The 15,102-nt window shown below is 39.9% G+C and carries 15 protein-coding genes; 10 read left to right on the top strand and 5 right to left on the bottom strand.

Going from position 1 to position 15,102, the window contains the following annotated elements; all coding sequences use genetic code 11:
* Positions 1-59 precede the first annotated feature (59 nt).
* The 10 genes from HCJ30_RS09285 (at position 60) to HCJ30_RS09330 (ending at position 9,507) form a co-directional block, all read left to right on the top strand.
* Positions 60-2,126, top strand: a complete 2,067-nt coding sequence (locus tag HCJ30_RS09285) for a BglG family transcription antiterminator (protein WP_185391920.1) — start codon at positions 60-62, stop codon at positions 2,124-2,126.
* A gap of 192 nt (positions 2,127-2,318) precedes the next feature.
* On the top strand, positions 2,319-2,753 hold the full coding sequence (locus HCJ30_RS09290; protein ID WP_185391921.1) for a PTS sugar transporter subunit IIA: 435 nt from the start codon (positions 2,319-2,321) through the stop codon (positions 2,751-2,753).
* Positions 2,754-2,755: 2 nt separating this feature from the next.
* Positions 2,756-3,028: a PTS sugar transporter subunit IIB gene (locus HCJ30_RS09295; RefSeq protein ID WP_185313032.1), complete on the top strand. Its 273-nt coding sequence runs from the start codon at positions 2,756-2,758 to the stop codon at positions 3,026-3,028.
* A gap of 26 nt (positions 3,029-3,054) precedes the next feature.
* The gene (ulaA, locus tag HCJ30_RS09300; RefSeq protein WP_185391922.1) at positions 3,055-4,353 is read left to right on the top strand and encodes a PTS ascorbate transporter subunit IIC; all 1,299 of its coding nucleotides are present in this window, start codon (positions 3,055-3,057) and stop codon (positions 4,351-4,353) included.
* Between the two features lie 69 nt (positions 4,354-4,422).
* Positions 4,423-5,415 (top strand): phosphotriesterase family protein, encoded by a 993-nt coding sequence (locus tag HCJ30_RS09305; protein WP_014601179.1) that lies wholly within the window; start codon positions 4,423-4,425, stop codon positions 5,413-5,415.
* 12 nt (positions 5,416-5,427) lie between these two features.
* Complete coding sequence (locus tag HCJ30_RS09310; protein ID WP_185391923.1) at positions 5,428-6,177, top strand: creatininase family protein; 750 nt, start codon at positions 5,428-5,430, stop codon at positions 6,175-6,177.
* On the top strand, positions 6,137-6,856 hold the full coding sequence (locus HCJ30_RS09315; protein WP_185391924.1) for a KDGP aldolase: 720 nt from the start codon (positions 6,137-6,139) through the stop codon (positions 6,854-6,856). The genes HCJ30_RS09310 and HCJ30_RS09315 overlap by 41 nt, the downstream gene beginning before the upstream one ends.
* The gene (locus HCJ30_RS09320) at positions 6,857-7,600 is read left to right on the top strand and encodes an SIS domain-containing protein (RefSeq protein ID WP_185391925.1); all 744 of its coding nucleotides are present in this window, start codon (positions 6,857-6,859) and stop codon (positions 7,598-7,600) included.
* Positions 7,601-7,679: 79 nt separating this feature from the next.
* Complete coding sequence (locus HCJ30_RS09325; protein WP_185391926.1) at positions 7,680-8,492, top strand: SMI1/KNR4 family protein; 813 nt, start codon at positions 7,680-7,682, stop codon at positions 8,490-8,492.
* Positions 8,493-8,520: 28 nt separating this feature from the next.
* Positions 8,521-9,507, top strand: coding sequence for a DUF4003 family protein (locus HCJ30_RS09330; protein WP_185391927.1), 987 nt, complete (start codon positions 8,521-8,523; stop codon positions 9,505-9,507).
* Between the two features lie 45 nt (positions 9,508-9,552).
* Here the strand turns inward: HCJ30_RS09330 and HCJ30_RS09335 are convergent, their stop codons facing one another.
* The 5 genes from HCJ30_RS09335 to HCJ30_RS09355 form a co-directional block, all read right to left on the bottom strand.
* Positions 9,553-10,884, bottom strand: coding sequence for a cyclic nucleotide phosphodiesterase (locus HCJ30_RS09335; protein WP_185391971.1), 1,332 nt, complete (start codon positions 10,882-10,884; stop codon positions 9,553-9,555).
* A 90-nt stretch (positions 10,885-10,974) separates the two neighbouring features.
* Positions 10,975-11,955, bottom strand: coding sequence for a polyprenyl synthetase family protein (locus HCJ30_RS09340; RefSeq protein ID WP_185391928.1), 981 nt, complete (start codon positions 11,953-11,955; stop codon positions 10,975-10,977).
* A gap of 21 nt (positions 11,956-11,976) precedes the next feature.
* A complete protein-coding gene (gene eetB, locus HCJ30_RS09345) occupies positions 11,977-12,519 on the bottom strand; it encodes a flavinylation system FAD exporter subunit EetB (protein WP_003723627.1) in 543 nt (180 codons plus the stop codon).
* A gap of 32 nt (positions 12,520-12,551) precedes the next feature.
* Positions 12,552-12,986: a flavin-based extracellular electron transfer system protein EetA gene (gene eetA, locus HCJ30_RS09350; protein WP_185391929.1), complete on the bottom strand. Its 435-nt coding sequence runs from the start codon at positions 12,984-12,986 to the stop codon at positions 12,552-12,554.
* Between the two features lie 175 nt (positions 12,987-13,161).
* Positions 13,162-15,048, bottom strand: a complete 1,887-nt coding sequence (locus tag HCJ30_RS09355) for an FAD-dependent oxidoreductase (protein WP_185391930.1) — start codon at positions 15,046-15,048, stop codon at positions 13,162-13,164.
* Between the last annotated feature and the right edge of the window lie 54 nt (positions 15,049-15,102).

Here is a 15,102-nt window from a genome sequence, read left to right on the forward strand (position 1 = left end):
TAACCTTAATGTAGACATATCTTTTTACCTTCTAGACCGAAATCAAGGAGGTAGGCCAAGTGGTACAATTTGATGCTCGAAATATGGCGTTACTCGAATCGCTCATCGTGTCGAATGTATATCTTGCACCAGAGAAATTACAAGAAGAACTAGGCATTTCCAAACGAACACTTCAATATGATGTAGAAAAAATTAATAAAGAATTAGATAATATAGGACTTGATGGCATTCAATCTGTGCGCGGACAAGGGTATTATTTATTAGAAGAAGAAAAACCAACAATGAAAGAAATCCTTGAAAATAGGGAAGCGAGCCACAAAGTCTTTTCAGCTAGTGAACGCCGCATCCGTATTTTATTTTTTCTGCTCGTAACAGATGCGCGAGTGATTATTGATACGATTAATGAATGCAATGAAGTCAGTCGCAACACTAGTTTGCAGGACATTAAACAATTAAAATTAGCACTCAAACAGTTTAATTTAGAGCTTATCTATGATCGGAAAAATGGCAATATGGTTCTCGGTGATGAGCGCAGTATCCGCCAATTTTTCATTCATTATTGTATGAATAACGAAGAAATCGCAACCGCAGACCAATTGCTCGATTTGATGAAAATTAATCCAATGGTTAAAAATCAGGAGTTATTTCCTAATTTAGATACGATTTTCGAAATTTTAGCAGTGACGGAGAAAAAAATCGGCATTCGTTATACGGATGAGGTTATTGAGCGGATTGGTATTATGATTTTCTTTTTTAAAGAGCGGATGAAGCGAAATTGTTATTTAAATGAGAAAGAAGAACATGAAGTAGAATCATTTGATATCGCACAGGAAATTTATCAGCAATTGCAGCAAAGCGAGAATTTTAAGATCAATCATGCGGAAATCACTTATTTAGGTAAACTTTTGCTTGGGGCGAGTCGTTTGAATGATGATGCGGCCGCTACAGGGAAACTTGATATTATTGTAGAGAAAATTATTGCCGAATTTGAGCGCCTTGCCTGTGTGAATTTTGAAGACCATCGTAATTTGAAAAAGGATTTATTACTGCATTTACAGCCGGCCTATTATCGGCTGAAATTCCAAATCGAATGGATTAATCCGTTGCGCGCAGATATTAAGCAGAGTTATAGTGATGTGTACGAGATTACCAAAAAATCATTAGAACCACTAGAAGACTTGCTCGGTGAAACAATCCCGGAAGATGAAATTGCTTACGTTACCATTCTATTCGGCGGCTATCTTTCGCGCAAAAATAATACGTTAGTTGAGCGCAAAAAGCTTTTAATTGTGTGCTCTAAAGGTGTTGGAACTTCGCGGATGATTGAACGGCAATTATCGCAATTGCTCGGCGAACGGGTAGAAATTTTAGAGCCAATTTCGATTCGTGAATTTGAAAAAGGGCTGTATGCACCAGACTTTATTGTTTCTACTTTGCCGATTATGGAACCGAAAGCGCCGGTTTTCATCGTGAGTCCCATTTTAACCGAAGCACAGAAACAGCAATTGATGAAGGCAATTGCGCCGCACATTTTACAAAAAGATTCTGATGCGCGCATGTTATCGTCCGTGCTTGACGTGGTTGATCAATATGCCAAAGTGGAAGACCGCGAAAAATTAGCGGCCAAGTTGAAATCGGTATTATTCCAAGTGCAATCAGATAGCCAGTTAGAGAAATCGCCATCTCTTGATGAACTTTTACCGCAAGAACGAATTATTTTTAAAGAAAGTGTGACGGACTGGCAAGAAGCTATCCGAGTTGCTTCAAAACCGCTACAACACGAAGGTTATATCTCGAAAAACTATCAACATGCAATGATTGAAAATATTGAGAAACTGGGGCCATATATTGTTATTGCGCCAGGGATTGCCCTTCCGCATGCTTCGGTAGATGACGGGGCATATCGGGTTGGAATGAGCTTACTAAGGCTAGATCAGCCGGTTTCATTTTCAAGTAAGGCGAAGGATCAGGTTAAATTAATTATTGTGCTCGCTTCCATTGACTCTTACACACATATTAATGCGTTGAGCCAACTAACTAATTTAATCATGAAACATCACTTGCTGGAGCAGATTGAAAAAGCAACATCAGCAGCAGAAATTGCCGCAATGTTAACAATAAAATAAGTGATAAAGCCAGTGTGGTCCGAGATACCACGCTGGCTTTTTTGTATGCCCACTAACAACGAAATGGAACAGTCTATTCTTTGCACTTTCGAAAAGAAAGGAATTGGGCTTTTTTTAACGGGAGCGCTACAGCTATAATAAGAGTGTAAGTTATTGATAGCGCTATCAATCAGTTAGAAGGGATGAAGAGATATGTCTTTTTTGAATAAAGAGCTTGTGAATCTGCATGGAACAGCCAAAAATGCTGACGAAGCTATCGTGCAAGCAGGAGAATTATTAGTGAATGCAGGTTATGTGAGCGAGCAGTACGTAGAAAAAATGGTGGAATCTTATCATGAAAATGGTGCGTACTTTGTCATTGCACCTCAAATAGCAATTCCTCATGCAAGACCAACTGATGGTGTGGAAAACTCTGCAGTGTCACTCGTCGTACTAAAAGAAGGCGTGAATTTCGGACACGCCGCAAATGATCCTGTGCGATTAGTATTTGGACTTGCAGCAACTTCAAGCGAGGCACATTTAAAAGTCATTCAAAAAATCGTCTCCTTGCTTAGTAACAACGAGAACATTGAAAAAATGATTCATTCAGAAGATTATCAAGTAATTGGAGAATTAGTGGAGGGATAATAATGAAAATTTTAGCAGTGTGTGGACTTGGACAAGGGACAAGCTTAATTTTACGAATGAACGTAGAAACAGTTTTACGCGATATGGGAGTCGACGCAGACGTGGAGCACATTGACGTATCTGCTGCTCGCTCGATGAACGTTGATATTATCGTAACAAGCCAAGAGTTAGCAGAAACGCTTGGAACAGATACAAGTGCCAAAATAGTCATCGTCAACAACTATTTTGACAACGCAGAAATTAAAAATGCATTATCCACAGCAATAAATAGTTAAATAAGACAAAAAAAGGTGGGAAAAAAATGGAGATTATTACGTGGATTGCCAATAACTTTTTTGGAACCCCAGCCATACTTTTAGGTTTTATCGTACTTCTCGGGTTACTTTTACAGAAGAAAAATTTAAGTCAAGTTATTAGCGGAACGTTCAAAGCAATTATTGGATTCTTAATTATTAACGCTGGTGCGGCTGTTATTACTGGTTCACTTGGGATTTTCGAGCCAATGTGGAAAGAAGTATTTGGACTTGAAACGCCGCCACTTGCAGGGTTTTTAGGACAAGAAGCCTTTAATGCAAAATTTGGTAGTGCCGTAACACTTGCGATGACACTCGGATTTTTAGTCAACGTTTTATTAGCAAGATTTACACCATTTAAGTACATTTATTTAACCGGTCATATGATGTTCTGGACAACGACAATTTTTGCCGGAATTACTGTGCAAGCTGTCGGCGGAGATATTCCGTTTTGGGGACTTGTGCTCTTCTTAGCAGTAATTATGGGGCTTTACTGGACGCTCCAACCAGCGATTACACAACCATTCTTACGTAAAATTACCGGAAATGATAATGTCGCATTAGGTCACACTTCTTCCAGTGTAGCGATTTTATCTGCTTTGCTTGGGAAAGTATTCGGAAATAAGAAAAACGATGCCGAACATATCAATTTACCGAAAAAATTAGAGTTCTTACGGGACTCGAACGTTATTACCGCGCTTACAATGGGAATTCTGTTCGTAGTTGGAGCAGTGATTTTGATGGTGAAGAAAACACCGGGAGCAGAAAAACTCATTGCCGAATCTGGAAATCAAAGCTTCATCGTATACTCCATCGTTCAGTCCTTTACGTTTGCAGCGGGTATCGCTATTGTCCTTGTGGGTGTGCGGATGTTTATCGGTGAAATCGTTCCAGCCTTCAATGGTATTGCAACAAAACTAGTACCTGGTGCGAAACCTGCGCTAGATGCACCAATCGTTTATCCTTATGCACCAAACTCCGTAATTATCGGTTTCGTGGGTGCGTTCATCGGAGCGATTATCTGGTTAGTAGTACTTGGAAATACAGTTGGTTACGTATTTGTGCCAACGATGATTGTGCTCTTCTTCCACGGGGCAGTTGCTGGGGTATTCGGTAACTCAACTGGTGGGGTGAGAGGAGCCTTGATAGGTGGATTCTTAACAGCTACGGTTGTCGCCTGGGGTCAATATATTATGGTTACCTTCTTTATCAACACGACGGTTCCAGATACAGCAATGTGGGCAGCCGACTCAGATATGTTCATCCTCGGACCAATTGTCAGCATGTTAGCGAAGTTATTCTTTTAAGTAAAATCTAAACCTCTTCCTTGTCTAGCATTCAAGAGGAAGAGGTTTTTTGAAAGGAAGTTTTAAAAAATGAGTTTTATTCGTACTTTTTATGGAGATATCGCCCCGGATCAGTTGGGCTTTACTTATTCACATGAGCATATTGTCTGCGTACCAGCTTACTGGCAAGAGCGAGATGCCGACGATTTACTTTTAGATGATAAAGAAAAGTCGCAGCTAGACGTACAAGATTTCGCAGACTTAGGCGGAAAAACGATTGTCGATGCGACAGCGGTTGATTACGGCAGACGCGTGCTTGATGTAGCGCAAATTTCCAAAGAAACCGGCATTCAAATCGTTGGAACAGCGGGATTTAACAAAAGTTTCTTATGGGATGGGAAAATTAAGCCTGAACTGAAGCCAATCATCGGGGATTTTGAAACCTATTATGAATGGATTGAAAATACTTCTACAGAAAAACTAACGGAATTCGTTGTAAATGAAGTCGAAAATGGACTTGAAGGAACGCCGTATAAGGCTGGTCAGGTGAAATTTGGCACGGGATACAATATGATTACACCTTTAGAGGAAAAGACGATACGCGCGGTTGCACGAGCACATCACGAAACAAAAGCGCCAATCCATTCCCATACAGAAGCGGGAACGATGGCTTTAGAGCAAATCGAGATTTTAAAACAAGAAAATATCCCGTTAGAATATCTATCCATTGGTCATATGGACCGCAACCTCGACCCGTATTATCACAAGCAAGTTGCGAAAACAGGCGCATTTATGTCCTTCGATGGTATTGCTAAAATTAAATACGCGCCAGAAAGTGCTCGTATTGCCGCGATTCTATATTTAGTTTCAGAAGGATTTGAAGATCAAATTTTAGTTAGTGGTGATACCGCGAGAAAAACATACTATAAACATTACGGTCACGGCCCAGGACTCGAATACATCGCTAAAAAATGGGTGCCACGCTTTATCGATGAAGCAAACGAAAAAGGCTTTGATGGAGAAAAATTAGTCAAAAAATTCTTCGTGGATAACCCAGCTAGATGCTTTACATTTAAAAAATAGGAGGCGAAATCTGTGTTATATGCAGATGAAAATTCATTTGATATTGGCGCGAAAATCACGAAAACTAAACCAGTTATTTTGCCAATCGGAGCGGTCGAAGCGCATGGGCCACATTTGCCACTAGGGACAGACAATATTTTAGCGTCAGAATATTCTGCGAAAATAGCGGCGGAAACAGATGGATTCGTGCTTCCGGTATTACCGTACGGCCAAGTTTGGAGTTTGCAAGATTTTCCGGGAAGTTTGACGTTATCCAACGAAACGGTAACAAAAGTGGTCGTGGAAATTGGTGAAAGCCTTTATAAGCAAGGATTCAGGCTATTTGTACCAGTGAGCGGACACCTTGGCAACATGGCGGCGCTCAAAGATGCGGCGCGCGAACTATATGCCAAATACCCCGATATGATTATCCTGCACATTTTTTACCCGAATATCCAAAAATTAGCCATGGATGTGCGCGAAGGAACAGCCAATCACCATACCTACATTCATGCTTGTGAAATCGAAACATCACTCATGCTCTATTTATCCCCAGAAAATGCCGATATGAGTCGTGCAATTGATGATCCGCCAGTTTTACCAATTGATGCGGATTACACCCCAACCCCATGGCAAAATTTCACCAAGACAGCAGTTTTAGGAGAAGCAACTTTAGCAACAGCGGAAAAAGGCGAATACTTGATCGAAAAAACGTTAAAAACATGTGTGGAGTTGATAAAGCTTGAACAAGAAAAAATTCGAAAATCTACCAAAATGGAATAATTTTGCGCTATTTAATTTTTTAGCGAAAGATAAGGAAAATAGCCGAGAAGTCATGGAAGCGGCGCATGGTTTTGCGGTGCCAGGAATCGTTGCAACGAACTATGAAACGGCAGAACAAGCGGCGACTGTGGTGAAAGAATTACAAACTACAGCAGCGATCGTGAGTGTGGGCCTTGGTGGTGGTGGCGACTGGCAAAACTGGCGTGATGTGCTTCATATTGCTCGCCTTGCACCAAATACCCACATCAACCAACCAATCGAAACAGCGGGATTAACAAATGATTTGCTTCCAGAAACCTACACCAATGCACTCGTTCGCCCAACCGGAAAAGTCGGCATCGTCAAATTATCTTCTGGAGATGAAATTACCGCCGAAGAAGCAGTCGATTATTGCCTATCCGCGAACATCCCTTCAATCAAATTTATGAGCATTGAAGGCACGAAATATTTAGATGAACTGATTTATTTAACAAAAGTTGCAGCCGAGAAAGGCATTTACGGCATTGAACCAGCGGGCGGGATTGGCGCCGATAATATCCTTGAAATAACAACCGCCATCCAGTCAACAGGAATTCCATTTTACATGCCGCATATTTTTGGGAAAACTATTGATAAAGCAACTGGTAGAACGAAACCAGAAGAAATCGCGGAAATTTTTGCAGCTTTGGAGGGGAAGTAAATGATTAATAACTATATCGATATCACGGTTCGTTTATTAGAAAATATTCTCGATAATGAAGCAGATTATGTAAAAGAAGCGGGTGCCAAAGTAGCCGAGTCTATCGAAAACGACGGTGTTATCCATTTATTTGGCTGCGGACATTCTCATATTTTAACAGAAGAAGTATTTTACAGAGCAGGCGGATTAGCGGCAATTCATCCGATTTTACATGAACCATTAATGCTCCACGAAGGTGCCGCGGCGTCTTCTGTGCTTGAACGCAAAAATGATTATGCGAAAACTTTTATGGCGGAGGAAGATATTCGCCCGGGGGATGTCATGATTGTGCTATCTACATCTGGACGTAATCCCGTGCCAATCGATGTCGCTGAAATCGCCCGCGAAAAAGGTGCATTTATCATTGTAATTACCTCGCTACAATATTCTGCCAGCCAAAAATCACGCCACGTATCAGGAAAACGTTTATCTGATACAGGTGATATTGTGATTGATAATGGTGCTGTTAAAGGAGATGCAGTACTAAAATCAGCGAACTTCAATATTGCATTTGCTCCAACGTCTACAGTAACAGGCGCGGTCATCTTGCAATCGATTTTTGCAGAAGCAATTGAAAAAATGGTAAAAAATAATTTCACACCACCCGTCTTTATTAGCGGAAATGTCGAAAATGCCGATGCGCACAACCAAGCGCTTGTTGATAAATATAACGAACGCATTCCGCTACTTGGAATGAATTTATAAAAGTAGCTTCCCTAGGGATTTTGTTTCCCTAGGGGTTTTTTAGTATAATAAAGTTATTAAGGAATTTGGAGGAATCGTTATGCTTACAACGAGAAAAGCATTACATTATTTAGACAAAAGAAAAACAAAAGACGCGATTCGCTTACTTGAAACTTGTTGGAATCAAACAGTGACAGATGAAAATAAAAGTGATATATTCACAGCCACTGTATTACTCAGTGACGTGTTATACCAAAGAGGCGAACGTTTTCCGGAAATCTATCAACACCTCATGTCGATTTTAGAAGACATGCAAGATTTAGAAGCAGTCGATTTCGAACGCGAAAAGGCGAAGCAGATTTTCGCTGAGTTAGATGAATATTTTAGTGAAGTAGGGACATTTTTCCAAGGTGATCACTTGGCAGAGCTTTGGACAAAATCCAATTATAAAAATGAATATGAAGATGTGTATCCCACACGACAAAGAGTGGCTGACATCGAAGCAGAACTAGGGTATAAACTGCCTAAGTCATACGTCTACTTAATGCGCCATACTCAAAACGGAGGTATAGTATCAATAGATTCTGTACCTACGACAGAGCCAAGTTCATGGTCGGAGAATTGTGTTGCTATTACTGGAATTATGGGAATAGGAAGTCACGGAATTTCTACATTAAATGGATCATACAATACAAAATTTTGGATGGAAGAGTGGGGTTATCCAGATGTTGGTTTAGCGATTGCTGATTGTCCTTCTGCCGGGCACGATATGGTTTTCTTAGATTACCGAGAATGCGGCAAAACAGGCGAGCCAGCAGTTGTACACATTGATCAAGAAGCTGATTATAAAATAATTAAGCTAGCTGAGAATTTTGAAGCGTTCATTATGAGTTTGTATATAGAAGAATATTAATCTGAAAAAATGAAAAGGAGTGTGGACGATGGATTCAGCGTATGTATTTGATAGCGAACAAGCAACGAAATTATTAATGAAGAATTACGAGTTAGTAAAAACAAGTGGTGTGAGTTTTATTGATAAACGAATTCGCTTTCTGATTGCTCGTCTTTTTGCGGGGAATAATGAAGTGGTCAATCCAGAACAATTTCATGCGCTAAACAAAGAATTTAAGCAGCAACTGGGCATGTTTACCGCGCTTAACGGTAATGTGCGTGCATCACTTGTTGGGCTTTTGATGGCTAACGACAACGCCAGCTCGGAAAGCATTCGCCAAGTAATTTCCAATTATAAAACGTTAATTGAAGCTGGTTTTCAACGTACAGAATACACCTATTTTGCAGCTTATTTATTATTACAAGCTAAAAACCAAACACTAACAGCGCAAAAAGCCAAAACCATCCACCAACTTTTCAAAAAAGCACACCCATTTTTAACTAAAAGTGAAGATGTGACAACCGCCGTTTTCCTAGCAAATCCACCGGAAGAAAATACCGAAAAATTGGCCGAGATAACAGAATACTATTTTCAAGAGTTCGCCGCGAAAGGCTTCCGCAAAAATGATAGCTTACAATTTTTAGCAACAACCGGGACTCTTTTATATGGTGAAAAAGACAGCAAATTCATTCGACGAGTAGATAATGTCGTAGAAGAATTGCGCCAAAAAGGAGTGAAAATAAAACCGCTCCATTATTCCAGCATCGGGATTTTAGCCTTTGTCATGGATGGTCGCAAAATTGACTCTGGGTTAGTGAAGCTAATTGACGAATTGGAGCAACAACCAGGCTTGCGTTTTGGACGCGAATTCGTTACAGCTCTAGCGATAAGCCTCTACACCGAAAAACAATCAGGGCAAATGAGCAAAGAACAATTAGAAGGATTAATGGTCAATGTGCATATTTTAATTGCGATGGAACAAGCAGCTGCAGCAGGTGCCGCCGCTGCTGCGAGTGCGGCCGCTGCATCTAATTAACATAAAAAAACTGGTAGCCCCACATGGCTTACCAGTTTTTTCTATTTAAGGACTAACATAATAGTCATTACTTTTCTTAGGTGGATTGGAAGAACTTAAAACATAGTCTTTCAAAAATGAATTCGGTGCGGAATCCCATAAAGCCATTCCGTCAGATTTTGGCGGTGCAGTACCGGCGAAGAAATACATATTATTTAATCCCATCGTATCCGCCATTTTTTCCTTGTCTGCTTGACTGTATTTATCATAAGACTCATTTGTCATCAAATCCATTATTGCTTTATCATAGCCACTATTATAAAAAGTTTCGTAATCAAATTGGTCGAAATTCAGCAAGTTTTCATCCGTAGATCCTTTTGCTTTTGCCCAAGTTTCGATATCTAGCTTTTTGGACTGATAAGTGAAGTTTTTATTTTTGGCACTATACGTTATTGTACCGTACTTATGTGGGAAAACCGAAAGCGCATTGGTGACGATATCCGTGATTTCTTTACCATCTGTACTCTTTGCAGAACGAATATTTTGCGTGTGGATATGACCGCTTAGGGAGAAATCCATCGAGCCAGCTGTGAGAGCATCGATCACTTGTTGATTATAATTAATCGTATAACCTTTTTGAATGACATCACTATGATCCGTTAAATTATGATGCAATACAGGGACAAGTTTGGCGCCATTTTTCTTCGCAAGCGCACTGCTTTCTTTTATCCAATCTAATGTTCCGGCGGTTAGCCCGCCTTCTGTTGTGGGATTTCCTTGCTGCATATTTGTTTTGTAAATAGCCGTATCTAACATTAGGAGCCAGACTTTGGAAGACGGAGCCGCTAAATAACTCAGCGAAAAATCATCCCGCGAAATGGCATCTTCATAACCGAACTTTCCATAAATTTTACTGAAATCGGTAGGCGAAATCGTGTCAGTTGGCAGTTGCTTATCTTTTTCAAACTTGCGCGCCCACGGGTTGTTAATGTCATGATTACCAGGGATAACAAAAACTTGCGTGCCATTTTTTTCTACTTGAGTGAGTTTTTTCGCTAATTCTTCGTGGCTTGTTTTTTCACCATTGTTCGTCAAATCACCACTAATAATAAGCACATCGGTCTTTTTCGCTTCAACATCTGCTAAAAAAGCATCCGTAATTTCGTTGCTGTAAGCCAGTTGTTTACCATCGCCAGCAGCGACATATTTTTCAAAAGCTTTTCCGTCGTCCGTTAAAGACGGGGCGAAATAATGGACGTCGGTTGTTACTACCATCGATAAATTACGATCTTTTTCGATTGGCGCAGTAACTTTTTCCGTTGTCCCACTTGCAGAACCACAGGCAACTAAAGAAAAAGATAAAAGGATAGGTGTAGCTATTTTTAAAAATCGAATCACGTTAATCACGCTTTCATGTTTGTATTTTCACAATGAGCCGTAAAATTTAGAACAAAACTCAAAAAGGGAAGGAGCAATGTTCTAAATGGTTTAGATATCTCTATCTAAAATACTTTTCGTCAAGCGGTACATATCATCACGATACGCGCCAGCTGGTAGTTTTTTAATTTCACGAAGAGCTTTATTCGTATATTTATTAGCAAGCTTAAACGCCTGTTCGACACCATTATATTTAGAAATAAGTGCTAAAACTTGTTCAGAAGCATCATCAGTCATAGCTAATTTTTGTGAAAGAAGTGGCTCGAATTCAGCCAAATGACCTTTCATCGCATAAATAAGCGGTAGAGAATAAATCCCTTGCTTCATATCATTTAAAACGGGTTTGCCAAGGCCGGCATCTGTACTTGTGTAATCAAGCACGTCATCAATAATTTGAAAAGCCATACCAAGATAATGCCCGATATTATAGCATTTCGCAACAGTCATGCGAGACGCTTTACTGCCACTTGCGCCAGAATAACAACTAAGCGCAAAAAGTTGAGCTGTTTTGCCAGAAATACGAGATAAGTATTCGCGGACAGTGACGTTCATTTTGTAGCTAGTGCGCATTTGGTCTAGTTCACCCATTAAGATTTTCTCGATATTTTTACTATTAAATTCGATATTCTCCACGGAAGAAGCATGCGCAGATAAAATTTTGAAACAGATACAGAATAAATAATCGCCAGTATAAACGGCATAATTACGACCGTATTTGGAATGAATCGTTGGAATACCACGACGTAATGGTGAATCATCAACAACATCATCATGAATCAATGTCGCCATATGAAGCACTTCAAGCGCAGCAGCAATCGAAACAGCGCGTTCTTTATCAAAATCAGGTCCGGCTTGAGCAGAAAGAAGTGCAAAAGCAGGGCGCAGTAATTTTCCGCCAGCGTGAATCAAATCCTTCACATTTTGCTCAACGTGTTTATCGCGAATTTGAATGTTTTTTTCAATTGTTTGTAAGACTTCTTGTAAATCTTTGGAAAGTGCAGGATACTCATCCCACATAGCATGAAGTTGCATATTGAACTCCTTTTTTAAAAGTTATTTTTGTGCTGCTTGACTTTGTTTAGCATCAGCGAACATCCGCAAAGTTTGGACGTTTTTTAATAAGTAGTTTGCCGCAATTCCAACCGCAATTCCGGAAAGAATTCCGATAAAAGATAATACTGGCAAATAAAGCATAACCGACCAAGTGCCCGCAATCCAACTTGCAATAACGAGTTGCCCAACGTTATGTAAAATCCCACCAGTAACACTCACGCCAATGATGCTCACACGTTTCGGCCCAAGTTGTTGTACGAGCCACATCCCAAGAAAACTCAAGATTGCCCCCGCCGCACTATACATAAAGGTCGAAATCGTCCCACCAAGCAAAGTGGATAACACTAATCGAATGCAAATTATCATAAATGTATCTTTTGCCGATAACGTATAAAGCGAAATACACGTAATAATATTAGCAAGGCCTAGTTTCGCCCCAGGAGCAAACGCAAATGGAAACGGAATAGCCCGTTCGAGTAAACTAATGACAACAGCTTGTGCAGCCAAAAGCGCTATATATACTAATCGTCTGTTTTTTGTCATAGAAACACTTTCCTATCTATTAGAGGATAAGGTCAGGAAGAGATAATCGGATCATCTGAATCGCCTGAACTCCCGTCACTCGCTTTTACTTCAATTACTAACTTATGTGGAAGACAAACGACCGTATCTCCTTGTTTATCAATTGCCCCAGTCCGAACACACACCTGATCGTTACAGTTCGCTTTACTAATTCGGATTTCTTCCCCCGAAACCTCAATCGTGTTAGTATGTCCATCCGGTTGTTTCACATCAAAGCTTTCCGTTCCTTTATGTCCAGTGAGCGTAACGGTTTTATATTCTTTATTATCAACAGAAATAACCGCAACAAGCTCCTTTTTTCCATTAGCAGGAGCCGGTTCATTCGCTTTTACATATGAAAAAATAGCAATCGGCAAAAAGGAGAGTATACAAAGAGATAAAATAATAATAATATCCCAGCGTTTCACCATAGAAAAATACTTCTTCACCGTATTGCCTCCTTTCAAAATGTCATGTACAAATCCTATTTTAAAGGATTATGCCTAAATATAATAGGAAAAAGTTTAAGAAATAACCAAATAATAAAAACGGAAGCACCTCCTATGCCAAAACTGGCTTTTGGATGCACTCCCGAGTTTTTATTTAAAATTTTAACTAGCTAATTTACTTGTCTCTGTAAACGGACCTTGGCTTACCGTACCACCAATGACCAAGATGTTTTTGGAACCAAGGAACAGCCCAATAATCAAGACCAAATGTGCGACCAGCGCCATTTAGAAGTGCGATAGAAGCTGGTAACGCCCAGAATTTGTCCCAACCAAGCATAGCGCTTAGTGTAAACATTACTAGGAATCCAGCACTTCCGATACTTACAAGCCAAGTGAATAGACCAACTACCATAGCAAGACCGATTGCAAGTTCAACAAAAGGTACAACTTTTTGCATTACTAGTGCAACGTCAAGATTTGGCATTAGAAGTTTCATAATCCATTCAAACCAACCAGGCATATGGCTAAGAATTGGAGTAGTTACGTTTGTTGCAGCAGCCCCAGCAGCATCACCGGCAGCTTGACTAGCGCCAGATGTAGCAGCAGTTTGTAACCATTCGAATGGCATTTTAGAGCTTGTTGCAGTTAACCAAGAGTCAGAACCGATACCGTTAAATAAAGGTTTTAAGTTTGTAATACTTACTTTATCCCATGTAGTTTCGCCGTAGATTTTAGAAAGCGCTTCGTCAATCCAGAACCAACCTAGATATACACGTAAAGGAAGAACCCAAAGTACGTTACCGTAACGAGAAGTCCAACCACGGAAGATATTACGGTGATCTTTAATGTGGAAGAATTCATGCATAACATATTGCCACATGTAGTAACCACTGCGGATACCGAAGAAGTAATACAAGTTAACCATATGTTTCATTAAAATAGCGAACCAACCAGAAAGATGCATGTTACCAAGATGAGCAACACCATATTTAGCTCCGATAGAAACCATTACACCATGGTATTTACCTTGGAATGGTTCTTTTTCGCCAGTACCGCTCATTTCAACGATGATGCTTTTCGCTGCAGTTAATGCAGTTTGTTCAGCACCTTCAACGATTTGCGGAGTTGGTTTGCCTTCTTCATCTTCAAAGTAAGCAAGGTCACCAACGACATAAACGTCTTTAAGACCATCTGCTTCCATATATTGGTTTACTTTCAAACGGCCTGCACGAGCAGATTCCATACCGTAATCTTTAGTATCAGAGTTAGCGCGAACACCAGCAGTCCAAATTAATGTACTTGTTGGAAGCTCTTCGCCAGATTTAAGTACGATGCTTTCAGGTTTAACTTCAACGATAGCAGCGTTTTTCATGATTTCAATACCTTTTTTAACCATGTAACGTTCTGCTTTGTCAGCGTCTCTTCTTTCAAGCATGTTTAGGATTGTTGGAGCAGCTTCTACTACAACTAATTTAATTTCAGATGCGTCAATTTTGTTATCTTTAGCAAGACGATCTTTCCATTCTAAAAGTTCCCCAACCATTTCGATACCAGTAAATCCAGATCCACAAACAACGAATGTTAACATTGCTTTACGTTTTTCAACGTCTTGTTCGCGAGATGCTTTCGTTACAGTTTCTTCAATATGATTGCGTAACTTAACAGAATCTTCCCAAGACCAAAGTGTAAAGCCATTTTCGCCAACACCAGGAGTCCCGAAATCATTAGGTTCGCCGCCCATACCTAATACTAGGTAATCAAACGGATAACTTCCGTGCTCTGTTGTTACAACTTTTTTATCATGATCTACATGTGTCACGTTATCAGTTACAAGATTAACTTTTGTTCTATTAAACAAACGACGTAAATCATATTGAATTGCAGTTGGATCAACACGACCACCAGCAACCTCATGTAGTTCAGTCATCATTGTATGATACGAATGACGATCGATTAAAGTAATATTAACGTCTTTGTCTTTCTTGTATTTCTTAGCTAATTTCTTAGCAGCGTGTACACCTGCATATCCTGCCCCAATTAAAACGATATTCTTTTCAGGCATATGCTTCCTCAACTCCTTGTAAGTTTATTCACAAAAATAAAATGAGTCCAAAAT

The sequence above is a fragment of the Listeria cossartiae subsp. cossartiae genome, from assembly GCF_014224155.1.
Taxonomy (GTDB): Bacteria; Bacillota; Bacilli; order Lactobacillales; family Listeriaceae; genus Listeria; species Listeria cossartiae.

What these genes read in the sequence shown, in the direction of transcription:
- HCJ30_RS09290 (WP_185391921.1), top strand. Translation starts at nt 2,319, where the DNA reads ATGTCTTTTTTGAATAAAGAGCTTGTGAATCTGCATGGAACAGCCAAA.
- HCJ30_RS09355 (WP_185391930.1), bottom strand. Translation starts at nt 15,048, where the DNA reads ATGCCTGAAAAGAATATCGTTTTAATTGGGGCAGGATATGCAGGTGTA.
- HCJ30_RS09295 (WP_185313032.1), top strand. Translation starts at nt 2,756, where the DNA reads ATGAAAATTTTAGCAGTGTGTGGACTTGGACAAGGGACAAGCTTAATT.
- HCJ30_RS09320 (WP_185391925.1), top strand. Translation starts at nt 6,857, where the DNA reads ATGATTAATAACTATATCGATATCACGGTTCGTTTATTAGAAAATATT.
- HCJ30_RS09305 (WP_014601179.1), top strand. Translation starts at nt 4,423, where the DNA reads ATGAGTTTTATTCGTACTTTTTATGGAGATATCGCCCCGGATCAGTTG.
- HCJ30_RS09340 (WP_185391928.1), bottom strand. Translation starts at nt 11,955, where the DNA reads ATGCAACTTCATGCTATGTGGGATGAGTATCCTGCACTTTCCAAAGAT.
- ulaA (WP_185391922.1), top strand. Translation starts at nt 3,055, where the DNA reads ATGGAGATTATTACGTGGATTGCCAATAACTTTTTTGGAACCCCAGCC.
- HCJ30_RS09325 (WP_185391926.1), top strand. Translation starts at nt 7,680, where the DNA reads ATGCTTACAACGAGAAAAGCATTACATTATTTAGACAAAAGAAAAACA.
- HCJ30_RS09330 (WP_185391927.1), top strand. Translation starts at nt 8,521, where the DNA reads ATGGATTCAGCGTATGTATTTGATAGCGAACAAGCAACGAAATTATTA.
- eetB (WP_003723627.1), bottom strand. Translation starts at nt 12,519, where the DNA reads ATGACAAAAAACAGACGATTAGTATATATAGCGCTTTTGGCTGCACAA.